Source organism: Singulisphaera chitinilytica, from assembly GCF_049331405.1.
Taxonomy (GTDB): Bacteria; Planctomycetota; Planctomycetia; order Isosphaerales; family Isosphaeraceae; genus PoT.
Genome location: NZ_CP186274.1, coordinates 149505 through 175506 on the forward strand (window position 1 = coordinate 149505; position 26002 = coordinate 175506).

Consider the following 26002-nt stretch of genomic DNA (forward strand, 5'->3'; position numbering starts at 1 on the left):
CCCGGCGTCCCCGACGGCCGTCGCATAACTCGGAGAAGATCATCACATGAATGTGAGACGACGCTTACGAACGACAGTCTCTTTATGGGCGGCCCCGCGACGCCCGATCCTGCGGGTCGTCGCGGGCGCGTGGATCGGCCTGGCCGCCGCGGGATCGGCGACGGCCTCGGAACCGGGGGCCGCGAAGCTCTCGAAAGAGGAGGGGATCGCCTTCTTCGAGAAGAAGATCCGGCCGGTGCTGGTCAAGAATTGCTACAGTTGCCACGCGGGCAGCGTCCAGGCCCGGGGAGGCCTGCGCCTGGACACGAAGGCCGGTCTCGTGATCGGCGGGCAATCCGGCCCGGCGATCTCGACCCAGGAGCCGAGTGAGAGCAAACTCCTCTCGGTGCTCAACTACGAGGGGCCCGAGATGCCCCCCGCCGGGCAGTTGCCCCAGGAAGTCATCGACGACTTCAAGACATGGCTCTCCCTCGGGGCCCCCGACCCTCGCGGCGACGAGGGGAAATACTCGGCCTCGCGCAAGATCGACTTCGAGGAGGCCCGCAAGCACTGGGTCTACCAGGCGCCGAAGAAAGGCGAGGCCCCCAGTCCCAAGCAAGACGGCTGGGCCTGGTCGCCGGTGGACCGCTTCATCCTCGCGAAGCAGGAGGCGACCGGGCTCCGGCCCGTCAAGGACGCCGAGCCCCTCGTCTGGCTGAGGCGGGTGAGCTTCGACCTCGTCGGCCTGCCCCCGACGGCCGAGCAGGTCGCCGCCATCGAGAAGGACGCGAGCCGTGACGGCCGGGCGAAGATCGTCGACCAGCTCCTCGCCTCCCCGCAATACGGCGAGCGATGGGGGCGGCACTGGCTGGACGTCGCCCGCTTCGCCGAGAGCACGGGCAAGGAGCGCAACTTCGTCTACCCGCAGGCGTACCGGTATCGCGACTGGGTCATCGACGCCTTCAACGCCGACAAGCCGTATGACCAGTTCATCAAGGAGCAGGTCGCCGGGGATCTCTTGCCCGCCAGCATCCCCGTCGATCGGGACGCCCAGGTCATCGCCACCGGCTTCCTCGCGCTGGGGCCCAAGGGCATCAACGAACGCAATCGCGAGTCGTACTTGCTGGATATCGCCGACGAGCAGATCGAGAACGTCGGCCGCGCGATCCTCGGGCTCTCGATCGGCTGCGCGCGCTGCCATGATCACAAGTTCGACCCGTTCACGATGGGGGACTATTACTCCCTGGCCGGCATCTTCCGCAACAGCGACGCCAAGGTCGGCATCTCCAACCGTCAGCAGAACGGCGGCCAGCCCAACCTGCTCGTCGAGCTGACGGGCACCGGCACGAGCGTCGCGAGCCTCGTCGACCCCAAGCTCGTCGCGTCCATCAAGGAACTCGAGCGCGAGAGGCAGAGCCGGCAGGACGGCCTGAGGCGGCTCCGCGAGCAGGCCTCGCCCGAGGTCCTGGCGGCGGTGGCCTCGGCGACGCCCGACCAGACGGCGCTCGCTCAGATCCTCAACGGCCTGCCCGACGCGGCCGGAGATAAGTCCAAGGCCAAGCTCGAGGAGCCGCCCAAGGCCCCCGACACACCAGCACCTGCGCCCGGCTCGTTCGAGGACATCCGGGGCAAGCAGCAGGCCCAGTTCGCCCTGATCCGCAAGCTGAACGGGCTCAAGGAAGAGTACGGCCTGAAGACCGCCTCCGCCACGGCGATCGGCCTGGCGGACATCCCGAAGCCCAAGAACATCAACATCCGCCTGCGTGGTGAGGCCGACAAGCTCGGCCCGGAAGTCCCCCGAGGGTTCCCTCAGGTCATCACCGTCTCGAACCCGCCCGCGATCGACCCTGCCGAGAGCGGCCGTCGCCAGCTCGCCGACTGGCTCACCCGGGGCGATAACCCGCTGACGGCCCGCGTCGTCGTGAACCGGCTCTGGTCCAAGCTCTTCGGCGCGGGGATCGTGCCCACCGTCGACGACTTCGGCGACCAGGGGCAGGCGCCGACCCACCCCGAGCTCCTCGACTACCTCGCCGTGGACTTCGTCGAAAACGGCTGGAGCATCAAGCGGACCCTCAAGGAGCTGGTCCTCAGCCGGACCTATCAGCTCGGCAGCGAGGACGACGCGGCGAACCTCGCCAAGGACGAGGCGAATGAATGGCTCTGGCGCTGGAACCGCAAGCGGCTGGACGCCGAGGCCCTCCGCGACGGCATCCTCGCCGCCAACGGCCGGCTCGACTTCTCGCGGCCGAAAGGCTCGCCGGTGATCGAGCTGGGCTTGCGGGAGCTTGGGCCCAACTCCGACTTCGCCCCGGTCTCGCGCCCGTCCCTGCAGCGGAGCGTCTACCTCCCGGTCCTCCGCAACCGCCTGCCCGAGGCCCTCGCGATCTTCGACCTCCCCGACCCCAGCCTCGTCGCCGGCAAGCGCGAGATCACCACGAGCGCGACGCAGGGACTCTACCTGCTGAACAGCCCGTTCGTCCTGGAGCAGTCAGACCACCTCGCCAGGAAGCTCCTCGACGAGCCGAACCCCGACGAAGGCGCGCGGATCGACAGGGCCTTCCTGGCCGTCGTCGCACGCAGGCCGACCGAGGCCGAGCGCGAGCGGGTGAGAGCCTTCCTGGCCGAGTCGACAACCTCGGGGCAGGGGGGCGAGGCCGCCAAGGTCGAGGCCTGGACGCGGTTCGCCCAGTCGTTGCTGGCCCTCCCCGAATTCCGGTACCTCTTCTGAACCACCCAGGACCAGGACACGAACATGAGCATATTCTTCAGCCCTACCCACTCGCGGCGCCAGTGGCTCAGGTCGACGGCCTGCGGATTCGGATCGCTGGCCCTCGCGGGCCTGCTGAATGACGAGAAGGCCCGGGGCGACTCGACGTCGGGCCCGGTAGGCCCCCACTTCGCCCCCAAGGCGAAGCGGATGATCTTCGTCTTCCTGCAGGGGTCCCCCTCGCAAATCGACACGTTCGACTACAAGCCCAGGCTCCAGAGCGACGACGGCAAGCCTGTCGCCGCAGGGACGGGCAACCCGCTCAAGTACCTCGGCTCCCCCTGGAAGTTCTCGCAGCACGGCGAGTCGGGCCAGTGGATCTCCGAGCTCTATCCCCACGTCGCGAAGCACGCGGATAAGCTTTGTCTGCTCAAGAGCCTGACGACGGACATCCCCAACCACCCCCAGGCCGTCTTGCAGCTCCACACGGGGGCGTTCCGGTTCGCCCGGCCCTCGCTCGGCTCGTGGCTGCTCTACGGGCTCGGCACCGAGAACAAGGAGCTGCCCGGCTTCCTGGTGCTCAACCCCCTGATCCGGGTGGGCGGGGCTCAGAATTATGGGAATGCGTTCATGCCGTCCCGGTTCCAGGCCGCCAGGATCGGGCAGGAGGGCCAGCCGATCTCCAAGGCCGAGCTGGGCCATGTCTTGAACTCGCGCTGGGACGCAAAGGTCCAGCGCCGGCAGCTCGACCTGCTCGCCGACCTCAACGCCGCGAGGCCGCAGCACACGGCCGATGAGGGGGACCTCGACGGCGTGATCCAGTCGTACGAACTGGCCTTCCGGATGCAAGGCTCCTTGCCGAAGCTCTTCGACATCTCGAAGGAGACGAAGGAGACGCTGGACCTCTACGGCATCGGCGAGGCAGCCACCGACGACTTCGGGCGTCAGTGCTTGCTCGCCAGGCGTGCGGTGGAGTCGGGCGTGCGGTTCGTCGAGGTCACGTCGACCGGCTGGGACCACCACGCCAACCTGCGCCGGGACATGGTCCGCGGCTGCAAGTCGGTCGACCAGCCGGTGGGGGCCTTGCTGACGGACCTCGAGCGCCGGGGTCTGCTCAAGGATACCCTCGTCCTCTTCGGCGGCGAGTTCGGCCGCCAGCCGATCGGGCAGTCGGCCGACGGCCGCGACCACCAAGTCGACGGCTTCACCATGTGGCTCGCCGGGGCGGGGGTCCGGGGCGGATACTCGTACGGCGCCACCGACGACTACGGCCAGAAGATCGTGGATAAGAAGATGCACATCCACGACCTGAACGCCACCCTCCTGCACCTGATGGGCCTCGACCACACCCAGTTGACCTACGGCTACTCCGGCCGCGATTTCCGGCTCACCGACGTCTTCGGGGAGGTGGCCACCGAGATCATCGCCTGAGCGGGCGTCTGGAACTATCCGGCCCGACCCGATTTGGGGCTTCCGCGGTGGGACCGAACCCCCTGCCGCGGTAGCCCTTTCTTATTTGTTCGAGAGAAATGCAGAGACATCGCCGCTATGATTCTATTTAAGAAGGCGCCAGCGCTGTGCGGAATGGCGGCGGGGCCCAAGGGGTCGGGAGATAGCACGATGACGCGAGCGACGGTGTTACGGTCGATTGGCCTGGCGAGCCTGACGGCGAGCGTCCTTGCGGTCGCGTTCGCGGCAGAGCCAGAGGCGGAGCGGCGAGGGCGGGCCGAGTTCATGCGGGAGAAGCTGGGCCACTCCAAGAACATCCTCGAAGGGCTCGCCCGCGAGGACTTCATCCAGATCAAGAGAGGGGCGAGGGCTTTGAAGGCGATGAAGGAGTCGCCCGAATGGCCCGCGATGAGCCGGCCGGCCTCATCGCGATATGGCTTCTACTCGTTCGAGTTTCAGGAACTCCTGGAACAGCTCGAGGCCAAGGCCGTCGCCAAGGACATCGACGGCACCACCCTGGCCTACGTCCGCCTGACGATGAACTGCGTGAACTGCCACAAGGAGCTGCGGGCCCGAGAGAAGTGAGGCGGGCTGCCGAGGCCGATCCGGGATCGGCCTCGAGCGGCAGCCTGCGCGGGCACCTTTCAATTCTAGGCGGGACCATTCGATCCCGATGGGTCGAATCAAGGTTTCTCCCCCTCTTTCGCTGCATCAGGTTCTCCGAGCCCTTGCTTGGGTACCTTATTAAGGACATCGTTAAAGTTTACATGTATCCATTTAGCCTCCGACGCATCGAAGGTAAAGCTATGGCCTTTTCCCTCGATGGTGACCGTTTGCGGTCCGACGATCGGCGTCGCGTTGATCCCTTCAGGAACTTCAAGGACATCCCACTTAAGTGCCTCAGGGCTGAATGCGTAAACGTATCGCCCGAGGCCATAAGCGGCCACACCAGGCGCCACGATCGGCATTGCCGAGCCCGTAGTCACGGGCTCGCGTAACTCGAAGGGAATCCAGGTCCCTTTTAGGTTATTCGTTGCCACTATCCTCGTGATTTTCGGCCCCGAGATTGCCATGGCCACGACTCCCGGCCCTACAATCGGCCGGGCCTCGGTGGGCATGTTAGCCGTCCCCAGTGGAACCGGCTGGCTCTTATCCTTCCTCCTCTCGCGGCCAGTAGGCTTGTTACCTTTGGGTGCGTTGATCAGGAGCGTATCGCCATCCGGCGAGAAACGTGAATCGGGCGGTAGAGCAACTTCTGCCTTGGTTGCGGCATCATCGACATTCGCAGCATCCGGGTTGGGTTCCTCTCCCCCGAGATTGATCGAATTCAACTGATCGCGGATTAACTGAAGCTGCTTCCGAAGCCTGCGATTCTCCGCCTTCGAAGCAGACAGCTCGTCTTTGAGCGCTGCCAACGACCTGGCGAGTTCGGCTCGGTCGCCGCCCTCATTCGGTCGTGGGGCAGCGCGAACGCCGTGATCCTTGCTAATACGGGGGGCAATAGGGGCGCTGCCGCCCATGCCCCCGAACTGGCCATACGTCCGCGCACCGCCGACGGCGAAGAGGCCGGCAAGCCCGATGGCGCCGAGGACCTTGATCTTGGAGATGGTCATGGTCGAGAGGACTCCTCGAGCGAGGATGACCGGGGCGGTCGTGGCCAACGAGGCCACCGCCGAACGTCGCCCCGCGAAGATGAGGGATGCCTGGACGGTCGCAACGAGGAGGCTCGCGGGGACCGCCGCCGGGGCAGGGTCGACGGCCAGGGCCGGGGTCAGGAACGCCGAAGGCACGACCGCCCCGTGGCGGGAAAGGCTCGTGCGGAGCCGCTCCCGGGCCCGGGCGAGCCGGGAGAGGACCGTCCCTTGCGGGCAGCCGATCCGATGCGCGGCGGCCTCGGTGGTCATCCCCTCGAGGTAGCAGAGCACGGTCGGCTCGCGATAGCGCTCCGGCAATCGTGCGATCGCGTCGTGCAGCTCGGGCCAGGCCTCGACCTCGCCTTTGTCGCCGCGCTCTCGCATGACCTTCTCCGCCCTCAGGCGTTCGTGCTTCCGGCGCCTGGCCGCGTCCACAAGGGCCCGCCTCGCGACCCGCCGGGCCACGCCGTGGAGCCAACTGGCCAGCGACTCACGCTTGCGGACCGCGCCGGCCCGCCGCACGAAGACGAGGAAGGTCGCCTGGAAAGCATCCTGCGCCTCGTCCGAATCGCCGAGGATCTGGCGGCAGACGCGCAGGACCATCGGCCCGTGCCGCGCGGCCAGGGCCATGAAGGCGACCTCGTCGGCCCCATCGCCCCCGAGTAGGAAGCGGTCGAGCAACTCCCCATCCGACAGCCCGCCGACCGACCCGACCCGCCAGAGCGTGTCCAGGTCCTTCGGCAGCGCCGATTCCATCGGCCCGAGCCCCATCAATCCGGCCCTCCCACGTTGAAACCTCCCTTAGTGCCGGAACCCTCCCCGATTATTCCCACTTTCCTCGACAAATCCGGAATTCCATCTCCAGGCGTTCCCTCGCCGTGAGATCATCCGAAAATCCGCCGACGATCGCGCACTCCCCAGAGCGATTTTCCCCGGAAGGCCTGGCCAATCCCTGCCGAGGTCCCTACGCTGGCCATCCCGGCGACTCCTGGAGATTTGAGAACTCCGGCCGGGGCAGGGGGCCCTTCAAGTCGTTGGCATGAAGATCGAATATCTCATCGGGATGCTCGGCGTCGCGGTCTTCGCGGCGAGCGGTGCGCTGGCGGCGGGGCGGAAAAGCTTCGACTGGCTCGGCGTGGTCGTGATCTCGGTCGTCACGGCGATCGGCGGCGGGACGATCCGCGACCTCCTCCTGAACCGGCACCCGATCTTCTGGATCGCCGACCCCGGGTATCTCTGGGTGATCCTCGGGTCGACCTTGCTGACCCTGATCTACGTCCGGTTCCGCCGTCCCCCGCTGGCCTTTTTGCTGATCGCCGATGCGCTCGGCCTGGCCTTCTTCACGATCGGAGGAGCGCGGGTGATCGAGGAGCGACACCTGCCCTCGATCATCGTCGTCGTCATGGCGACCATCACGGGCGCGGCGGGGGGCGTGCTGCGGGACGTGCTCTGCGGCGAGATCCCCCTGCTATTCCGGCCGACGACCGACCTCTACGCCATCCCCGCGATCGCCGGCACGACGATCTACCTGACGCTCGACGGGGCGGGGCTCGACCGGTCAATCGCGGCGATCGTCGGCATGACAACGATCGCCGGGCTGAGGCTCGCCGCCATCCGCTGGAAGCTCCGCCTGCCCGTCTTCACCTGGCAGGAAGACGGGCCGGATCCCGATGGGCGGGCGACGAAGTCCTGACGGCTCAGGCCTTGCGGAACAGCTCGGTGGAGAAGTACCGCTCCATCCGGTCGGGGAAGACGGTGACGATGTGGGCCTCGGGCCCGAGGCGTTCGGCGGCCATGATCGCCGCGCGGAAGTTGAGGCCGGAGCTAGGCCCGACGGGGAACCCCTTGCGGATCAGGCGACGTGCGGTCTCGAGGGCCTCGTCGTCGGCCACGTCCAGCTCGACGAGGTCAGGGGGGCGATGCTCGGCGTAGATCGTCGAGAGCCCTTCGACGACGCCCGGGATCCGCCCGCTGAACGAGCAGCACTCCGCGCCTTCGAGGGCCATCCCCGAGATCGGCCTGGCGGCGAAGGCCGCGGCCCGGCAGCCGTAGTCGGCGAACCCCTGGCAGAGCCCGACGAGCGTGCCGCCGGTCCCCACGCCGCTGACCACGCCGTCGACGCAGCCCCCGGGGATCTGCCCCATGATCTCCTGCGCGGTCTGGTGGCGATGGGCGCTCGGGTTGTCGAGGTTGACGAACTGGAGCGGCAGGTAAGCCCCGCGCGCGGCGGCCTCACGCTCGGCCCCGGCGAGTGCCCCTCGGATCCCCTCGGCCCTGGGGGAGAAGACGACCTCGCCGCCGTAAGACTCGATGATCAGGCGGCGCTCCTGGCTCACCCCTTCCGGCATCACCGCGACGAAGTGCAGCCCCATCTGCGCCGAGGCCAGCGCCATGGCGATGCTCGTCGAGCCGCTGGAGGCCTCGACGACGGTCCCGCCCGGCCGCACGTCCCCCCGGCGGAGCGCCTTGCTGAGGATGAAGTTGGCGATCCGATCCTTCGTCGAGCCGCTCGGGTTGAGGAACTCGAGTTTGCACCAGATCAAGGGGCCCGCCGGGTCCAGTCGCACCGGCACCAGCGGGGTCGGGGCCGTCCGGTCGAGATAGCGGTTCACGTCGGGGAGACGCACGATCATGCTCACGGTCGAAACCTCGAGAGGAAACCATATCGGCCGATGTTTCCCGATCCGTCGGGCCCCGCCATTGTTCCCGATCGCGTCGCCGAGGGCCAGGCCATCGGCGACAATCGGGACTCCGCGTCACTTCGATGATGGGCCCTTCGCCTTCGGGGCGAGGTCGCGCCAGAGCCAACGCAGCGAGTCGGGCATGATCGCCCGGCCGTGCCTGTTGCTGTGGAACCCCTGGCCGTAGACGAACTGGTAGTCGTACCCGGCGAACGCCAGCGACTTCGCCATCTGCTGGTTCGCGAGCGGCCAGTTCCCGTTGGCGTTGTCGAGGTCGTTCGCCCCGTCCTGGAGGAAGACCCGGATCGGCTTCTTGGGCGTCTTGCGGATCAGGGCCTCGTAGTTGTGCCCCCCTTCGCGGACCGTCTTGCCGCTGGCGATATTCGTGAAGCTCCCGACCCATGATAATACTTTACTAAAGGCGTCGGGCCGTTCCCAGGCGACTGTCCAGGCGCAGATGCCGCCGCTGCTGATGCCGGCGATCGCCCGGCTTTCGGGGTCGTGGCGGAGCTTCACCGTCTTCTCGACCTCGGGGAGGATCTCCTCGAGCAGGAACCGGGTGTAGGCGTCGGAGAGGGTGTCGTACTCGACGCTGCGCTGACGACGTCCCTCGGGCCCGGGGAGTTGGCCGGGGTTGATGAAGATGGCCACGGTGACGGGCATGTCCCCTTGCGCAATCAGGTTGTCGAAGACCGTGGGGACGAAGTCCTTGTAGCCCGCGCCGTCCTGGAAGACCATGACGCACGAGGGCTCGTCGGGCTTGGCCTTCGCCTGCTCGGGGACGTAGACCCACCAGTCGCGGGTCGTGCCGGCGAAGACCTTGCTCTTCCAGGCGGGCGGCTGGGTCAGCGTCCCTTTGGGAACATCAGGCCTGGGTCGACTGTCGGCGTGCTCGGTGTAGACCTCGAGATCATTGGTCCCGCGATTGCCGCGACGATCGACCCGCTTCCCTCCCACCTCATAAACCCAGCGCAGGGCCGCCCCCTCGGGCAAGGAGATGTGGGCCGCATAGGCGTGAGTCTGGCCGATGCGGAGGAGCGGGAACTGATGCGTCCCGTCCTGCGAGACCACGCGGACGCCATCCTGCGGCTCGGTCGTCTCGATGGCCCAGGCCACGTCGAGGGCGTCGACCTTGGGGCGAGCCCCGCGAGTGAGCTCGTCCTTGCCGAACCAGTCTCGCACGGACTTCGCGAGCTTCTCGGCGGCCTCCCCGTCGGGTTTGGCCGCCAGCTTCTCCCCCAGCAACCTGGGCGAGAGCGGTTCCTCGCCGTTGGCAACCATCGGGATCCAGAGCCCGCAAAGCAGCGGGCAAACCCACGCGAAGGCCGTGCGCGTCGTCATCTCGTGTCGCTCTCCCCTTGGTCCGCGATGCCGTTCGGGTCGTCCGAAGTCTCGCCGCGAATGCCGCATCATAGGCACTCGGACCGGCGTCCGCACCAGGCCTCTGGCGGCATCTCAGGGGAAAATCGATCGATGAGGTCTCGCGGCGTCCTCACTTCAGGGGGAGATAAATCTCGGTGACGGCCTCGTGCTCGGGGACGTCCGGGAAGAAACGGACTCGCTTGCAGAAGAGCGGAAAGTCGCGGAGTTCCTCGCCGCTCTGCGGCAGCCACTCCGCATAGATGAAGCGCAAGGCCTCGACGAAGCCCTCCTCGGGGCCCACGTGCCGGAGCAGGGCACAGCGACCGGCGGGAATGACCCTGGCGACGAGGCCCTCGTCATTCGGCGGCAGATCCTTATCGGTCGCCGCGCAGAGATCCAGCCGGAACTGCTCGGGAGGCACCTCGGCCGGGTTGTCATACAGCAGGTTGAAGGTATCGCTGACCTTCGGGGGCAGCTTCTCCTTGCGTCGCCAGTCGATGAACTTGCGGATCGAGGCCCCGAGCAGCGTCGGGTCGCCGCGATGCTCCAGGACGGCCACGCGGGTCTCCTCGAAATTGACAATGTCGACCTGTCGATTCTCAGTCTCTGAAGTCATGAGCATCCTCCTCGCCGATTCGGCCGGCTCGTACCCGGGCTGCCCGAGCGCGAGCTCGGGCCTTTTCCTGACGTCGCTCGGCGCATGTCCGGTGAGCTTCTTGAAGGCCCTCGCAAACGCCTCCGGCCCCTCATACCCGCTCCCCAGCGCGACCTCGATGACCGAGTCGTCGCGAAACGCCAGCCGGTAGGACGCCCGCTTGAACCGGGCGATCTGCACATATTTAAAAACCGTCACCCCCAGCAACCCCGAGAATTGCCGGTGGAAATGAAACTTCGAGCACGACGCGACGCCGCTCAGCATCTCGACGCTCAGGTCCTCGTCGACATGCTCGCCGATAAACTCGAGCACCCGCCTGAACCGAGCCAAATAGTTCTCAACCGCCGAGTCATCCACCATCGCCTCCTTGTCTGTTCCCGGAGAGACTATCCTCGGCGAGGAGGCTTGTCCTGGCAGATGTTGCTCTTTGTTCGAATCTCGTCGAGAAACAGGGCGCGAAGCGTCAATCCACGCTGGGCCATGACTCGCCCGCATAGCCGAGATCAAGCAACGAAAAAGCCCCGCCATTCAGGCGGGGCTTATTGATTCCGTAATCCAAATTGGCGAGCCCGTCGATTCTGCACGTCGACGGACGAGCTAAGACGTGATAGGGAGATCAATTCTCGGGGGCAAGGGAAGACTGGGCTTCGACGAGTTCCGCCTCGATGGGGGATTCACCATTGGCGGCGACGGCCGGGCGCAATTGCCGCTGCTGGTCCCAGGAGGATCGGAAGACGTCGCCGAGGAGCTCGAGATCCTCGAAGGAGCCCAGGTTGACGCACGACCATCCGAGTTGAGGGACGGTCACGGTCAGCGTCGGGACGAGTTGCTGCGTCAGGTCCGGGGACATCGGGAACCAGACGCATGGGCGCTTCCTGTCGAAATAGAATCGACAGATCACCCACGTATGCCGCTCGGGCAGGTGGACCTTGAAGTAGGAGACGGTGTCCAGATAGGCGATCGGGCGATCGGCGCCGAGCAGCCGTTGGGCCGTGGCGAAGCCGTCGAGTTCTTCCTTGGTCGTCTCGATCCGGGATGCCGCGGCCGCCCCGCCATTGGTCGGCGCCTCGGGCTGCGGAGGGCTGCTCAGGACCATCGACAGCATGCGCTGCTTGACCCATTCCTCCAATGCATTGGCGACGACCGGCTTCCAGAAGTCGAGCACGGATTTCGTCAGCATCCGCGTCTCGATATTGGTCACGGCCAACCGCACGAGATCGACCGACGGTTCCAGCAGGCGGCTGAGTTCCGCGACGAGCAGGTTCTGCGCGTGTTTGCGCTCGGCGAAGGTGCGGATGAGCTGGGGATTATATTGCGACTTGTGGAGCAGCGTCAGGAAGTCATACGGAGGCTCCTCGTCGGAGAGCACGTCCCACTTGATGAACGGCTCTTTATCCATGACGTTCGAATGGGTGACGTCGGTGAAGAATCGCCACTGGACGCCGTTGGTCAAGATCCCGAGCTTAACGTCGGTCGCCTTGGCGAAATAATCACCTAATTGCTCGTCATAATTCGTGAGCCGCTTCCCGACTTCCTTGGCTTCGACGAAGAAGATCGGGCGACCGCCCTGGAAGAAGGCCCAGTCGATCGGCTTGACGGATCGATCCTTGCCGAAGTCCGCCCGATATTCGGGGACGCATTCTCGGGGGTCGGTCAGGTCATAACCTAATGTGGTGAGAAGTGGACCTATCAGGCTTTGCTTGGTGGCTTGCTCGTTACCCCTGACGTGTTCGGCCAGGTCTTTCACGCGCTTGACGTAAGAATTGATCGCCTCGCTCATAATTTCCCCCAAGTGTCTCCGGCGACGCCCGAGAAGACTTCGGATATTGCAATACGCGAAATTGGTACAGCACTGAAATTCCTATCATCAGGTTTCCTATTTTAAAAGTCGAGGCGCTCGCAAACTTTACATACGTTTCGGCTATAAGATGCCGCAGCTCGATTGAAGCGTGCGGCATCCCAAGCCTTCCGTCGAAGATAAGACTCAGGAAATGGACTCTTCGTCCGAGCCCGCTTCATCCGCCTCGTCGGTGTGGTCGCTGGCCTCGGCCTCGCCGACGCCATCATCGAGGATGTGCGGCTCATGGCCGTCGCCGGCGTGAGCCTCGGCGACCGCAATCTCGGCATCCAGAGCCTCGCCCGCGGCGAGTTCTTCCTCGGGGAGCTTGGCGAGGCTGCTGACGCTATCGCTCTCCTCGACGCGAATGAGCCTGACGCCCTGCGTGTTTCGGCCGATGAGCCGCATGTCGGCGACCGGGGTGCGGATCAAGATCCCGCCCGTCGTCGTCAGCATCACCTCATCCTTCTCCGTCACCTTGGCGATCGCGACCACAGAGCCGTTGCGATCATTCGTCTTGATGTCGATCAGGCCCTTGCCGCCCCGCTTCTGCGAGCGGTACTCGGTCAACGCGGTGCGCTTGCCGAAGCCCATGCCGCAGACGGTGAGGAGGCTCGCGGGGTCGTCGTCGCCGTTGGCGACGACCATGCCGACCACCTCGTCATCGTCGGCGAGGCTGATGCCCTTGACGCCGTAGGCGGGGCGGCCCATGGCGCGGACGTCGGACTCGTCGAAGCGGATGGCCATCCCCTGGCTGGTGCTCAGGATCACCTGGTCTCCGGCCTTGGTCCGGGCGACGCCGATGAGCTGATCCCCTTCATCCAGGCTCAACGCGATGATCCCGCGGCCGAGGGGGCGCCTGAAGGCCGTCAGCTCGGTCTTCTTGACCGTGCCTCGGCGGGTGACCATCATCAGGCACTCGTCCTCGGCGAACTCGCGGACCGGGATCAGGCCGGTGATCTTCTCCCCTTCGGCGAGCTGGAGCAGGTTGACGATCGCGCGACCGCCCGAGGTCCGCGTGGCCATCGGCAGGTCGTAGACCTTGATCCAGTAGACCTTGCCGTGGTCGGTGAAGAAGAGGATGTAGTCGTGCGTCAGGGCCACGAACATATATTCAAGGAAGTCCCCTTCCTTGGTGTTCGTGGCGGTGATCCCGCGGCCGCCCCGGTTCTGGGCGCGGTAGGTGCTGGGGGGCAGGCGCTTGATGTAGCCGTCGTGCGTGACGGTGACGACCATGTACTCTTCGCGGATCAGGGCTTCCTTGTCGTAGTCGCCCAGCTCCTCGGGGTCGATCTGGCTGCGGCGGTCGTTGGCGTAGCGCGACTTGAGCTCGCGCATGTCGGCGCGGATCAGGTCGAGGATCAGGCGCTCGTCGCCGAGGATCAGCTCGTACCCGCCGATGTCCTTGCGCAGGCCGTTGTACTCGAGCGTGAGCTTGTCGGCCTCGAGGCCGGTGAGCTGCTGGAGCCGCATGGCGAGGATGGCGTCGGCCTGCATGCGGGTCAGGCTGGTGGTCGCCTTGGCCTCGGGGTCGTTCAGCGCCCGGCGTAAGATCTCGGCCGAGACCTCGAGCCCCATCAAGCGGGCGCGGGCCTCGGGCGGGTTGGCCGACGACCGGATCACGCGGATGATCTCGTCGATGTACGCCAACGCGACGAGCAAGCCCTCGAGGATGTGGGCGCGGGCCTTCGCCTGGCGGAGCTGGAACTGGGTCCGGCGTCGGATGACGATGACCCGGTGCTCGACGAAGAGCCGGAGCAGGTCCTTGAGCGGCAGGGTCTTGGGCCGGCCGTCCACCAGCGCCAGCATGATCACGCTGAACGTGTCCTGCAGCGGCGAGTACTGGAAGAGCTGGTTGAGGACGACGTTGGGGTCTTCCCCCTTCTTCACCTTGACGACGATCCGGACCGGTTGCTTGCGGTCGCTCTCGTCGACGATGTCCGTCACCCCGGTGACGCGGTCGGTGTTGACGAGCTCGGCCAGCTTCTTGAGGAGCGGCTCCTTGGTCAACTGGTACGGGATCTCGGTGAAGACGATCTGGGATCGGCCGTCCTTCTGCTCCTCGATCGCGTACTTGGCGCGGAGGATCACCTTGCCGCGGCCCGTGCGGTAGGCCTCGCGGACGCCGTAGCGGCCGCAGATGGTCCCGCCGGTGGGGAAGTCGGGCGCGGGGATGATCTCGAGGAGCTCGTCGAGCTCGATCTGCGGGTCGTCGATGTAGGCGACGACGGCGTCGCAGACCTCGCCGAGGTTGTGGGGGGGGATGCTGGTCGCCATGCCGACCGCGATGCCGCCCGAGCCGTTGACGAGCAGGTTGGGGAACTTGCCGGGGAGGACCCGGGGCTCCTGGTGCTTCTCGTCGTAGCTCGGCTGGAAGTCGACCGTGTCGAGCTTGATGTCCTCGAGCATCTCGGCGGCGACCGGGCTGAGCTTGGCCTCGGTGTACCGCATGGCCGCCGGGGGGAGGCCGTGGATCGAGCCGAAGTTCCCCTGCCCGGTGATCAGCAGGTGGCGCATGTTCCACCACTGCGCCATGCGGGCCAGGGTCGGGTAGATCGAGTTGTCGCCGTGCGGGTGATACCGCTTCATCGTCTCGCCGACGATGCCCGCGCACTTGCTGGTGCTGCCGCCGGGGGAGAGGCCGAGGTCGAGCATCGCCGTCAGGATCCGCCGCTGCGACGGCTTCAGGCCGTCGCGCACGTCGGGCAGGGCGCGGCTGACGATGACCGACATCGCATAATTGAGGTAACTTTCCTTGAGCTCTTCCTCGATACTCAAGGGCAATGGCCGTTGCGGGTCGGCCGGCGGTACGGCTGTGCTCACAGTCAAGTCGCTCCCTCGTCGGTCGCCACGCCCCGGGACGCCAAATTGTCGAACCTAAGTTCGTGGCTGGTCAAGGGTTTCATTGTAACCGAACCGCCCCCCCCTTGCAACTCAGACGCCGGGGAAAGCCCCGCGCCCAAGTTCAATCCAAACAAAGATTTGCGGCATTTTAGAGCGGGCGGCCGCCGGTTGTCGGCGGATGAAGCCGAGGAGGAGCCGGATCCGGGGGTGTTCCGGGGCTCGTCGCCCGGCTATTGGGGGGGAGGAGAGGAGGCCTCGTCTCCGGGCTCGGAGAGGCGCCAGCCCTGGGTGAGCGTCTCGATCGCGACGGCCAGGGCGGGGTCGGCGGCGAGCCTGGCGGCGGCCGCCTTGCAGGCATGGCGCACGGTCGCCGGGTCGCGACCTCCGAAGTAGGCCCCGATGGCCTGGAAGCTCAGCGGAGTGAAGCCCCGGGCGAGGTGCATCGCCAGATGCCTCGGCTCGGCGACCGACTGCCGGCGCGTGTCGGAGCGGAGGTCGCGGACGCGGACCTTGAACTGCGCGGCGATCGCGCGGGCGATCTGCTCCAGGGTCACGGCCGACGATCGCGTCGTCTCGGCCACGAACGGGTCGACGAGCTGGCGGTCGAGCGGCCGGCGCTCCACCTTCGACGTGAGCGCGGCCTTGGCGAGCCAGCCGTCGAGCGTCCGATAGCCGTCGGCGGCCTCGACCATCGCGTCGATCGCGGCGGCCGCGAGCCCGAGGCCACGCAACCGGGCCGACTCGAGCAGATAACGACGGCGAGAGGCGGGGCCGGGGGGGTCGATCCGGACGGCCAGGCCGCCGACCAGGCGATTGACCAGCCGCCGGGGCCAGCCCTCCCACTGCGCAGGGCCGACCCGGGCCGAGACGACCACGCAGGCCCCCGCGTCATCGAGCGCGTCGAGCGTGTGCACCAGCTCTGCGAGGGCCAGGGGGGCACGCTCCAGGGCGTGCAAATCTTCGATGACGAAGAGGTCGAGGCCGCGGAACCTGCCCCGGAGGTCGGACCAGCCCCCCGCCTGATCGGCCGCCTCGGCGCAGGCCGCCGCGAAGGACTCGGCCGCCAGGTGGGCCACGGCCGATTCCGGGCGCCGGCGGAGCCACTCGGAGACGAGGCCCGTCAGCAGCCGCGACTTCCCCACCCCCGACGGCCCGTGGACCACCAGGGGGGAGATCCCCGCCGCGTCCCCCTTCGCCAGGGCCAGGACGCTCGCATGCGCCAGTTCGTTCTCCGGCCCGGTCAGGAACCCGTCCCAGGGTTGGGGCTCGGGCGTCGCCGGCGGGACCATCACGCGCGGCCAGGACGAAGAGTCCATCCTGGGCTCCTTTCCCCATTCCAAATCCAAAGCCAACGGCCTCAATCCATTTCGCCAGCGTCTCCATAGCACGCCGCCCCAAACGCGTGAAGGCCAACCCACTTTGAGAAGGGCTGGCCAAGGGAGACATCGTGGGTTTCGCGGTCAAGGAGGAGTCAGCGGGAGGAGAAGTGAGGGGGGAGGCTTCAGGTCGTGGTCGAGGTGAGGGGCGAGTTCGAGGTTCCTGCCGGCGGCGTCTTGGTCATCCCTGTTGCCTTCGTCGCCATCCCGGCCGGGTCGGTCGCATGACCTCGTCTTTCGTCAGCTTCGAAGATCTGCTGCGACTCGTGGGGTTAGATCAATCCACGGTCGGGGTTGCCCCTTTAGCCCGAGGGCAGGCGAAGAGACCTGCTCTCGTCCCTCGTTTCCCGGACGGATGGCGGTCGGGGCCGGAGGGTCTTGCGAAGCTGACGAAGACGAGTGCGAAGGAAAGTTGCCCCACTCGAGCCGGGCGAGGCAACGCATCCGGGAGCTTGCAGTCGCACTACATCAGGCCGCGTTGGCAGCCCGGCGGCCGCGGAGGCGGGCCCAGCCGAAGGTCGTGAGGCCGATGCCGAGGAGGCCGAGCGAGGCGGGCTCGGGCACGGCGGTGGCGTTCAGGCTGACGTTGTCGAAGCTGACCGAGCCGACCAGGTTCGCGGTGGTCAGGCCGGTCGGCTGGTCGAAGAGGCGAATCCCGATGGCACCGGTCGGGGCCGTGTTGCCGGTCGTGTAGTTGAGGGTGACCTGGTAGGTGTTGCCTCCCAGGAGGTTCACCGAGATCAACTGTGAGTTGCCGGTCGAGGTCGAGGCCACGTCCGAGCCGTTCGACGTCAGGGCGATGCCCACGTTCTTGTCATTCATCAGGGACACGCTGAGCGGGCTGGTGGTGGTGACTTCCGCGGTCAGGGTGTAGGTGGTGTTCGCGGCGTAGTTCGTGCCGAGGGTCTGCGAGAAGTACCCACCATTGCTCACGAGGCCCAGCACGTTGATGCCGGCCACGCCGCTGATCGTCGCCGCGCTGCTGCCGATCGTCAGCGTCGGCGGGGCGAGCACGCCGAGGGCACCGGTGTACGTCCCGGTCCACGGGCCCGAGCCGATGGTGGCCGAGCCGTTCCCGTTCAGGAGGCCGCCGCCGATCGAGCCGTTATTCGACGCGGTGGAGAAGTCGCTGTTGCCGACCGGGATCACGGTGGCCTGGGCCGAGGCGCCGGCGAAGAGGAGGACAGCGGCCGCTATGAGGGACTTCGAAGAAAACATGGACATTCTGGCGCTCCTTTGGATGAAATCCGAAGTTTCTTTTGACGACCAGTTGTTCCCCACCGGGCTGCGTCGTCCTTGCTCTCGTCAGTACAGGTTTATGAATTAATCGAATTACGAATTGCCGTAAAGCGGCCATGTGCAAGAACGAGCAGGCGTTTTTCATTTTCAACTCTTGTCTAAGTTTGTCACATTCAATGTTTAGACCCGTAGATCCACTTTCGAAAGCGAATCCATAATCACCGCAAATCGGCAGAATTTCCGGTTCGAATATTTGTGAGAATTCTGGATTAAAGCATGTTTTGTCTCAATTTATCTCCAATAAACTTAGACGGCGCGTTTCGCGCGAGGATCCGCGCACGCGTAGCCGGCCACCGAGGCCGGACAACCGGCCCGGCTCACCCGATTAAATGTTTAGATATACTATCCTATTCATATTTGATGCTTTGACGTAAGGCAGCTCGTCCCGGCCTGTACGCCGCATGCGGGAGCAGGGCCCTCCCTTGATTCTGCATTATCGATAATCTATAATGAGGACCGGCTGAGATGAGGGCCGGATGCCGATGGATAACGAGCGGAACTGCATGAGCGACCGGATCCGCCGCGAGCTGGCGGCGAGGATCATCGACGGGCGGCTGAAGCCCGGAGAGCGGCTGATCGAGCTGGCGATCGCCCGCGAGTTCGACACGAGCCAGACGCCCGTCCGCGAGGCGCTCCGGGAGCTTGAATCGTCGAGGCTGGTGGAGTCGGTGCCGTATCGGGGCACCCGGGTCCGCGAGGTCGGCGCCGAGGAGATGGCCGAGGCCTACGCGGTGCGGGCCGCCCTGGAGCAGATGGCGGCCGAACTCGCCGCGGCCAGGCTCGGGGGCGACGTCTCCGATCTGCGCCGGTCGCTGGCCGGCCTGCACAAGGCCGCGAAGGGGCGGGATCGGGAAGGATACGCCAGGCACGACCTGGACCTGCATCGCGGGATCCTCGAGGCGTCCGGGAACCGCGTGCTGCTCCAGGTCTGGGAGTCCCTCGCCTTCGAGACCAGGGTCCGCCTGACCCTCGCCCGCGGCGGCCTCGACCTCGTCGCCGAGGCGCGCAAACACGACGCCATCATCGACGCACTGGAGGCGGGCGACGGGAAAGCGGCCGGACTCCTCCTCAGGAAACATTCGGAATCGTTCATTGGATTAGACTTGGATCAAAGGCCGCCGGGGGAGGGCTGATCGCCCATCGCCCCGCACGTCCCCGGGATAACCCGCGTCGCCCCCCGCGCGGACGCCCCTCGAGAGCGAGTCGTTCGCGTTCGTGCTCGTGATCAGGTACATCAGCGAGACATTCCAGAGGGAGGCTTTCGGATGAGGATGACGACGCGCAGGGATTTCCTCGGGGGTATCGCCTCGGCCACGACCCTGGCGGCGACGGCGACGAACGCGATGGCCGCCCGGGATCAGGGGGCGGCCCCGAAGCGGAAGCCGGGCGCGGGCCCCTTCTGGCCCAATGGCGCGAGGATGGCCATCTCGATCTCGATGCAGTTCGAAGCGGGTGGCGAGCCGGACGAGGGGGCGGATAGCCCCTTCTCGTCGTCCCCTTTGCCCAAGGGGATCCCCGACCTCCCCGCGAAGACCTGGTTCCAGTACGGCTATCGCGAGGGCGTCCCGCGCCTGCTCGACCTATGGGATCGGCACAAGGTCAAGGTGACGTCACACATGGTCGGCGACGCCGTGCGCAAGAACCCCGGGCTCGCCAGGGAGATCGTCGAGCGCGGGCACGAGGCCGCCGCGCACGGCATGACCTGGCAGCCGCAGTATTCCCTCTCTCGCCAGGATGAGAAGGCGTTCGTCGCCGCCGGGGTCGCGGCCGTGAAGGAGGCGACGGGCAAGACCCCCGTCGGCTACAACTGCAACTGGCTCAGGCGGAGCGTCAACACGCTCTCCGTCCTCCAGGAGTTGGGCTTCCTCTACCACATCGACGACGTGAGCCGGGACGAGCCGTTCACGGTCCCGGTCGACGGCAAGCCCTTCGTCGTGGTGCCGTACACGCTCCGCTGCAACGACATCCTCCTGTTCGAGAACCGGCACTTCTCCACGGCCGACTTCCTCGCGCAGCTCAAGGACGAGTTCGATCAGCTCTACCTCGAGTCGGCATCGAGGCGCAGGATGATGTCGATCAGCACCCACGACCGCATCGGCGGCACGCCGGCCGTCGTCCGCGCCCTGGGCGAGTTCCTCAAGTACGCCCGGGGGCACGAGGGGATCTGGTTCGCCCGCAAGGATGAGATCGCACGCTGGGCCCTCGAGAGCCCGGACACGATCCACGAGTCGGCCTGATCTGAAAGGGCAGGGGCCGGCCGTCGTGGCCGCAATCGCCGGACGGCCCCTTGACCCTGTTTCGATGGCTGTCTATATTGACACGCGTCGAAACACCAATGGGCGGCGATGGCGGTCATGACGACGATCGAGTTCCAACGCGTGGCGAGGGCCCTGGCCGACCCGCAGCGACTGGCCATCCTCGAGCGCATCGCGGCCGAGGCGGGGGAGATGCCTTGCAAGAGGCTCGTGCAGGAGGCATCCGTCTCCCAGGCCACCATCTCGCACCACCTGAGAGAGTTGAACGAGGCCGGCCTGATCGAATCCAGGCGTGCGGCCCAGTGCGTCTATCTCAGCCTCCGCCGGGAGACGATCGCGGCCTACTCGCGGGAGCTGGCCCGGCGGATGGCCACGAACCTCGCGCCGCCCCCCTCGGACTGACGATCCCCCTTCGGGCCGACGCCGGCGCGTCTCGACGCGCGTCCCGTCATCCATATCAACGCGACACGACACGAGGGATTGAACATGAACCGACGTGAACTGATGCGCACGGGAATCGGGGCGACGGGGGCATTGCTCGTCACGGGCGGGCTCCGGGGGGCCGAGCCGGCCGACGACTCCGATCCCGCCCCGTTGATCGCCAAGATCGGCGAGGAGATGGCCAAGATCCCCATCACCTCGTCCGAGATCGGCGCGGGCTTCGACCTGCTCCAGGGGGCCGGCGGCAACGTCGCCGTGCTCCAGGGGTCGGAGGGCCTGCTCGTGGTCGACTCCGGCATCCCCGGCAAGGCCAGGGAGCTGCTCGAGGCCGTCAAGCGGGAGGGAGGCAAGCCGGTCTCGATCCTGGTCAACACCCACTGGCACTTCGATCACGCGGGGGGCAACAAGGCCTTCGCGGACGCCGGGGCGAAGATCTTCGCGACGAGCGTCACGCGGAAGCGGCTCTCGACCGAGCAATACACCGAGGTCTTCAAGCTGACATCCCCGGCGTCCCCCCCCGAGGCCCTGCCGAGCCTGACCGGCGACCATGCGGAGCTCTTCGTCGGCGATGAGGTCGTCGTGCTGACCGCCGTCCCCCCGGCGCACACCGATGGCGACCTGATCGCGCACTTCAAGAAGCACGACGTCATCCACACCGGCGACCTCTTCTCGAACGGGTTCTATCCCAACATCGACGAGTCGAGCGGCGGCTGGATCGGCGGCATGATCGCGGCGGCCGACCGCATCCTGAAGCTCGCCGGGCCGAATACGAGGATCATCCCGGGGCACGGCCCGCTGGCCAGGCCGGCGGACCTCTCGGCCTTCCGGACGATGCTCGTCACCCTCTACGACCGGCTCTCCCCGATGCTCGACTCCGGCAAGACCCTGGAGCAGGCCATCGCCGCGAAGCCGACGAAGGACCTCGACGCCACCTGGGGCACGGGCTTCTTCAACGGCGGCATGTTCACCCGGATCGCTTACCTCGGCCTCATCAAGCACCGCGCCACCGCGGGCAAGTGATCGAGGTCGGAGCCGTCGAAGCGGGAGATCGGGGCCGAACCGCGCGACCCCGGTCTCCTCGACGTGATGCCTGGCGAATTCAGGCGCCCGCGCCGACGCGAAGGTCGCGGAGGGCGTCCTTGCGACGTCCGGGGTCGAGGGCGATCGGCCGGAGCGCCTCGGCGATCTGTTCGAACAAGGCGCCCCACCCGCCGGCCCGCGAGCGGCGGAAGAGCCGGGCCGAGGGATACCAGGGGGAGTCCTCGCGCTTCTCGAGCCAGCGCCAGTCGGCGAGGGCCGAGAGGGCGACCCAGGTCGGCGCGCCGAGCCCGCCGGCGAGGTGCGCCAGGCCGGTGTCGGAGGTAATGACCAGGTCCAGGTTCATGATCATCGCCGCGCGATCGACATACGTGCCGTTCGCCTCGTCGACCCGGCCGCCGAGGTCGACGACCTCGCACTGCCGGGCGAATTCCGGCAGTTGCTCGGATCCGCGTTCCCTCTGGAGGCTGAAGAGGCGGACCCCTTCGAGCCCCCCTAGCGGGGCGAAATGCCTCAGGGGGATCGAGCGAAACTGGTCGTAGCGGAACGCCGGGTTCCCTTGCCAGCTGATCCCGACCCGAAGCTCGCGCTTGCCCCCGCCGTACGCCTCGAGTTCCTCCCTCCAGAATTCGACCCGCTCGGGGTCGGCCCGGAGATAGGGGACGTCCACGGGGATGGATGCCTCCTCATTCGTCCCCAGGATGTAAGGCAGGCTCATGAGGGTGCAATAGGTGTCGAACGGGGGCAGGTCGTCCTCCTCGTCGACGACCCGGTCGACGATGGCGAGCCGCTCCAGGAATGGGATGAGCGTCGCCTTGCATCGCACGAACACCGAGGCGCCCTGCTCCTTGAGCAGGCGGGCGTAGCGGATGAAGTGGAGGGTGTCGCCGAAGCCCTGCTCGGTGCAGAGCAGGATCGTCCGCCCTTCGAGCGGCTCCCCTCTCCACAAGGGCTGGGGGTACTCGGGCGGCTTCACGTCCGGCATCCGCCAGCGGTACTCGTGATCCGCCCAGCCCGTCTCGTAACGGCCGAGCTTGAGCAGGAGAAAGCCTCGATTCGTCCTGGCGACCGCGGAGTCGGGCTTCATCTCGAGCGCCCGGTCGTAGTAGGCCACGGCCTCGGCGTAACGCCAGCCCCGCTCGAGGGCGAGCCCCATATCGCTGTACGCCTCGGCATAGTCGGGCCTCATCGCGATCAGCCTCTGGAACTGGGCCACGGCCTCGGGGACGCGGCCGGTGAGCGCGTACGCATGCCCCAGGTTCGAGATCGCCTCGTCCAGGTCGGGCTTGAGTTCGAGGGCGCGGAGGTAGCTCGGCACGGCCTCGGCGTAACGGCCGGCGGAGGCCAGGGCGAACCCGAGCGCGTTGTGCGACTCCGCATTCTCGGTCTCGAGCCTCAGGGCCTCGCGGAAGCAGGTCGCCGCCCCCTCGGGTTGCTTGTTCAACAGCAGGGTGTGGCCGAGGTTGACGTACGCCTTCGTGAAGTTCGGCCTGAGCCGCAAGGCCCGGAGGAAGCTCGCCACGGCCTCTGGCAGCTTGCCCTGGTTCTTGAGCAGGACGCCCAGGTTATGGCAAAGCTCGGCGGAATCGGGCCGGATCTCGAGCGCCCGCTCCAGGGTCGCCACCGCCTCATCGTAGCGGCTGAGCGATAACAAGGGGATGCTTCGGTTAACCAGCGTCCCGAAATCGTCGTGCCGGATCTCGAGCGCCTTATTCAGTGTGGCCAGGCTCTCCTCGTGCTTGCCGAGCAGGCCGAACGTCAGGGCCATCGCGTTCAGGGCCTCGACGAAATCGGGGCGGAGGCGGCAGGCCTGCTGATAACCCTCGACCGCCTCGTCGAGACGCCCCTGCGAGACGAGCAGGTTCGCGTGGCGGTAGAGTTGATCGGCATGGGCCGCCGCCGACTCGGGGGCAGGGGGTGCGAAGCCCGACTGCGACTCGTGCGGCGAGGCTTGGCGGCTCGGCGGATCGCCCACGCCCGATCCCGCCCTGGATGCACTCGTGACCTTCATGGACATTCGCCGCTTCCCATTGGCGAAAGGTTCGCTCGGAATGAGGTTGCTTCCGTGCATGACGCGGGCGCAAGCGCCTTCGAAAATCGACCAGGTCGGCGCGACCGGCGATCGATGTCGAGGGAACCTGCAAATGCCCTGCTGAACGCCTTATGTGTCTCTTACGCTATTATTGAGATCTGCTCAAGGCTAATCATCCAGGCAACCGTCACGCCACCTTCCGGCAGGCAACCGTCACGCTGCTTTCCGGATCGATCCTCATGGCCTTGGGCCAGCCAGGACCCGACGAGGGGGGATTCACGTGCCGGGACCGGAGTCCCGGCTCCCATCCATGATGATCCCCGCGGCCCTGGCCGGGGTCGCGTGCCGGATCCTCGTATCGGTCCCCCTGGTGGATTGTTGCCTCGGAGAAACCCTGGACATCGGCAGGATCGTCGAATGGGCTGCGACGAACTTGCTTTCGAAAACACGATGGACAGGCCTAAAAAAATCGTAGAGCCCGACGAAATAGCGGCTTTCCAAGAAGATGGATTGGCGTTCTGGAGGGAGAAGCCGCGAGAAGCGGGGAGTTCATCGATCGGGGACGCCCTATTCTGGAGCGTCACGTCTCGGAAATGGGTGAGTTGATTGGAAAAAGCAACACGAGAGGCCGATTGTCCAAGTCACCTCGCGTTAGAAAGCGTCCGAGACTAATCTCTACCCGTTCGATCTGACTTGCGATCGTCACGACGGAGTGGCGAAGCGGTCGGAAGAAACAAGACTCCTCGAATCGACGCACGCATCCTTCGTCGGAGGCCGTGGACAGCGGCCGTCCATTCTGCGTGCGGGCCCAACGTGGCTTGGGAATCGGCCTGATCCTGGCGAGGACTATGAGCGTTCTCGAGGACCTGAAGCCGGGCGGATCGAAGGGGCGAATCAAGAACTCAGGAGAGTGGAATTTGAACCGGACGCTGCTGATCGCCGCCCTCGTGATCCTCGCCGAAGTCGCCCCGACCGCCCCGGCCAACGCGGGCCTGCTCCTCACCGCCGAGGACGCCGGAGTCCAGGCGACGAAGATTTCCAACACGACCACGCTGACGTTCAACAGCCTGACGCCCGGCAACTACACCTCGCTGTCGACCTCGATCGGCACGATCACCTCGCCCGGGCTCAACATCCACACGGCCGACGTCTACGGCGGTGCCGGCGGGACCGGGAAGTATGCGGCGATCGGAGCCGAGAGCGCGACGACCTCGGCGACCCTGACGCTGCTCTCGCCCCAGTCATACTTCGGCTTCTGGTGGTCGGCCGCCGACGCCATGAACAAGATCCAGTTCCTCTCCAACGGCGTGGAAGTCGGCTCCTTCGACCCGACGTCGGCCCTGGGCTCGCTCGACTCGACCTACTATGGCAACCCCAACATGAGCGGCAATAGCGGCGAGAAGTACGCGTACCTGAACGTCTTCGGCACCAACGGGACCACCTTCGACCAGGTCGTCTTCACCAACCTGAACACGGGCTCCGGCTTCGAGTCCGACAACTGGTCCGTCCGCGCCGCCGCCGTCGACCCGCCCTACAGCGGCGCCCCGATCAACGGTGGCATCACCGCCGTCCCCGAACCCTCCTCGATCATCCTGACCGCCATCGGTGCCCTCGGCATGGTCGGCCTCGTCCGCCAGAAGCGGAAGGCCAGCTAATCGGGGCTGAGGTCACCCCGGCAGGATGCAACCAACATCTCGCAGCGATCGAAACCTCACATCTCCCTCGATGTCCGTGTCGCATAGTATGATCTCAGATCCGTCGATGAGATCATGCTCCCCGGCTCAAAATGAGCAACCCGTGGTGAGCTCCTCGGGAGCATCCCCGAAATCGAGCTTCGCCGCGGCGGTGTCGGTGAGCTTGGCCAGACGCCGGCCGAGTTCCTGTAACATCGAGGACGAGTAACCCGGCCAGAGATGCTCGACGGTACCCTGACCGTCGATCAGGGCCGTATAGACCGAGCTCTCCGCCCCCAGGGCCCGGATGAGCTTCTTGTCGGGGTCGGCCAGGATGGGATAAGGAGTCCCGTGGCGATCGGCCCAGCCTTTGGCCTCTTCGAGGCCCCCATCGATGACGCCGAGGATCTCGGCCCGGTCGCGGTAGCCCGAGTAGAGCCTGGCGAAGCAAGGGTCGGCGGCCTCGCTGCAAGGGCAGTCCCCCTTGATGAAGACCAGGACGCGGGGACGCCCGCCCGACGACTCGCCCAGGCGATACGTCCGGCCATCGGAGCCCTCGGCGAGCAGCGAACCCGTGACGCGCCCGGCGACGGCCTCGGCCTCGGATTCCATCCTGGGGGTGACGGGATGGCCGACCTGCCATCGCGAGGCGATCGCGGCCGAGAGCGCAATGCCCGCCCCGACGAGCAGGAGCGCGGAGATGGAATTCCTCATGAGGATTCTGACTCCCCCGATGGATC

Annotated in this window: 20 protein-coding genes; 9 read left to right on the top strand and 11 right to left on the bottom strand. The window is 66.3% G+C overall.

What is annotated here, in order from left to right:
- Positions 1–46 precede the first annotated feature (46 nt).
- From ACOYYX_RS00510 to ACOYYX_RS00520, 3 genes are all read left to right on the top strand, one after another.
- Positions 47–2707, top strand: coding sequence for a PSD1 and planctomycete cytochrome C domain-containing protein (locus ACOYYX_RS00510; RefSeq protein WP_422927981.1), 2661 nt, complete (start codon positions 47–49; stop codon positions 2705–2707).
- Positions 2708–2731: 24 nt separating this feature from the next.
- The gene (locus ACOYYX_RS00515; RefSeq protein ID WP_422927982.1) at positions 2732–4117 is read left to right on the top strand and encodes a DUF1501 domain-containing protein; all 1386 of its coding nucleotides are present in this window, start codon (positions 2732–2734) and stop codon (positions 4115–4117) included.
- Between the two features lie 189 nt (positions 4118–4306).
- Positions 4307–4720 carry a hypothetical protein gene (locus ACOYYX_RS00520; RefSeq protein WP_422927983.1) on the top strand — a complete coding sequence of 138 codons (414 nt, stop codon included), beginning with the start codon at positions 4307–4309 and terminating at the stop codon, positions 4718–4720.
- Positions 4721–4818: 98 nt separating this feature from the next.
- Here the strand turns inward: ACOYYX_RS00520 and ACOYYX_RS00525 are convergent, their stop codons facing one another.
- Positions 4819–6525, bottom strand: coding sequence for an RNA polymerase sigma factor (locus ACOYYX_RS00525; protein WP_422927984.1), 1707 nt, complete (start codon positions 6523–6525; stop codon positions 4819–4821).
- A 283-nt stretch (positions 6526–6808) separates the two neighbouring features.
- Here ACOYYX_RS00525 and ACOYYX_RS00530 point away from each other — a divergent pair, with 283 nt between their 5' ends.
- Entirely contained in the window at positions 6809–7462 is a 654-nt protein-coding gene (locus ACOYYX_RS00530; RefSeq protein WP_422927985.1) for a trimeric intracellular cation channel family protein, read from the top strand.
- A 4-nt stretch (positions 7463–7466) separates the two neighbouring features.
- Here the strand turns inward: ACOYYX_RS00530 and ACOYYX_RS00535 are convergent, their stop codons facing one another.
- The 7 genes from ACOYYX_RS00535 to ACOYYX_RS00565 form a co-directional block, all read right to left on the bottom strand.
- Positions 7467–8402 (bottom strand): PLP-dependent cysteine synthase family protein, encoded by a 936-nt coding sequence (locus ACOYYX_RS00535; protein WP_422931571.1) that lies wholly within the window; start codon positions 8400–8402, stop codon positions 7467–7469.
- A 123-nt stretch (positions 8403–8525) separates the two neighbouring features.
- Positions 8526–9791 (bottom strand): alpha/beta hydrolase, encoded by a 1266-nt coding sequence (locus ACOYYX_RS00540; RefSeq protein ID WP_422927986.1) that lies wholly within the window; start codon positions 9789–9791, stop codon positions 8526–8528.
- 151 nt (positions 9792–9942) lie between these two features.
- Positions 9943–10827 (bottom strand): AraC family transcriptional regulator, encoded by an 885-nt coding sequence (locus ACOYYX_RS00545; RefSeq protein ID WP_422927987.1) that lies wholly within the window; start codon positions 10825–10827, stop codon positions 9943–9945.
- 256 nt (positions 10828–11083) lie between these two features.
- Positions 11084–12247: a hypothetical protein gene (locus tag ACOYYX_RS00550; protein ID WP_422927988.1), complete on the bottom strand. Its 1164-nt coding sequence runs from the start codon at positions 12245–12247 to the stop codon at positions 11084–11086.
- 204 nt (positions 12248–12451) lie between these two features.
- Positions 12452–15127, bottom strand: a complete 2676-nt coding sequence (gene gyrA / locus ACOYYX_RS00555; RefSeq protein ID WP_422927989.1) for a DNA gyrase subunit A — start codon at positions 15125–15127, stop codon at positions 12452–12454.
- A gap of 251 nt (positions 15128–15378) precedes the next feature.
- The gene (locus ACOYYX_RS00560) at positions 15379–16464 is read right to left on the bottom strand and encodes a DnaA ATPase domain-containing protein (RefSeq protein WP_422927990.1); all 1086 of its coding nucleotides are present in this window, start codon (positions 16462–16464) and stop codon (positions 15379–15381) included.
- Positions 16465–16992: 528 nt separating this feature from the next.
- Entirely contained in the window at positions 16993–17748 is a 756-nt protein-coding gene (locus tag ACOYYX_RS00565) for a PEP-CTERM sorting domain-containing protein (RefSeq protein WP_422927991.1), read from the bottom strand.
- Positions 17749–18299: 551 nt separating this feature from the next.
- Between ACOYYX_RS00565 and ACOYYX_RS00570 the strand changes: the two genes are divergently transcribed.
- The 4 genes from ACOYYX_RS00570 (at position 18300) to ACOYYX_RS00585 (ending at position 21539) form a co-directional block, all read left to right on the top strand.
- Entirely contained in the window at positions 18300–18956 is a 657-nt protein-coding gene (locus ACOYYX_RS00570) for a GntR family transcriptional regulator (protein WP_422927992.1), read from the top strand.
- 132 nt (positions 18957–19088) lie between these two features.
- Complete coding sequence (locus ACOYYX_RS00575) at positions 19089–20060, top strand: polysaccharide deacetylase family protein (RefSeq protein WP_422927993.1); 972 nt, start codon at positions 19089–19091, stop codon at positions 20058–20060.
- A gap of 117 nt (positions 20061–20177) precedes the next feature.
- Entirely contained in the window at positions 20178–20480 is a 303-nt protein-coding gene (locus tag ACOYYX_RS00580) for an ArsR/SmtB family transcription factor (protein WP_422927994.1), read from the top strand.
- Between the two features lie 84 nt (positions 20481–20564).
- The gene (locus ACOYYX_RS00585) at positions 20565–21539 is read left to right on the top strand and encodes an MBL fold metallo-hydrolase (RefSeq protein ID WP_422927995.1); all 975 of its coding nucleotides are present in this window, start codon (positions 20565–20567) and stop codon (positions 21537–21539) included.
- A 79-nt stretch (positions 21540–21618) separates the two neighbouring features.
- Here the strand turns inward: ACOYYX_RS00585 and ACOYYX_RS00590 are convergent, their stop codons facing one another.
- Both ACOYYX_RS00590 and ACOYYX_RS00595 read right to left on the bottom strand, forming a co-directional pair.
- Positions 21619–23574, bottom strand: a complete 1956-nt coding sequence (locus tag ACOYYX_RS00590; protein ID WP_422927996.1) for a tetratricopeptide repeat protein — start codon at positions 23572–23574, stop codon at positions 21619–21621.
- 291 nt (positions 23575–23865) lie between these two features.
- Positions 23866–23991 (bottom strand): hypothetical protein, encoded by a 126-nt coding sequence (locus ACOYYX_RS00595; RefSeq protein ID WP_422927997.1) that lies wholly within the window; start codon positions 23989–23991, stop codon positions 23866–23868.
- Between the two features lie 515 nt (positions 23992–24506).
- Here ACOYYX_RS00595 and ACOYYX_RS00600 point away from each other — a divergent pair.
- Complete coding sequence (locus ACOYYX_RS00600) at positions 24507–25244, top strand: PEP-CTERM sorting domain-containing protein (protein ID WP_422927998.1); 738 nt, start codon at positions 24507–24509, stop codon at positions 25242–25244.
- Positions 25245–25370: 126 nt separating this feature from the next.
- Here ACOYYX_RS00600 and ACOYYX_RS00605 read toward each other — a convergent pair whose 3' ends face one another.
- Entirely contained in the window at positions 25371–25976 is a 606-nt protein-coding gene (locus ACOYYX_RS00605; RefSeq protein ID WP_422927999.1) for a peroxiredoxin family protein, read from the bottom strand.
- Positions 25977–26002: the final 26 nt, after the last annotated feature.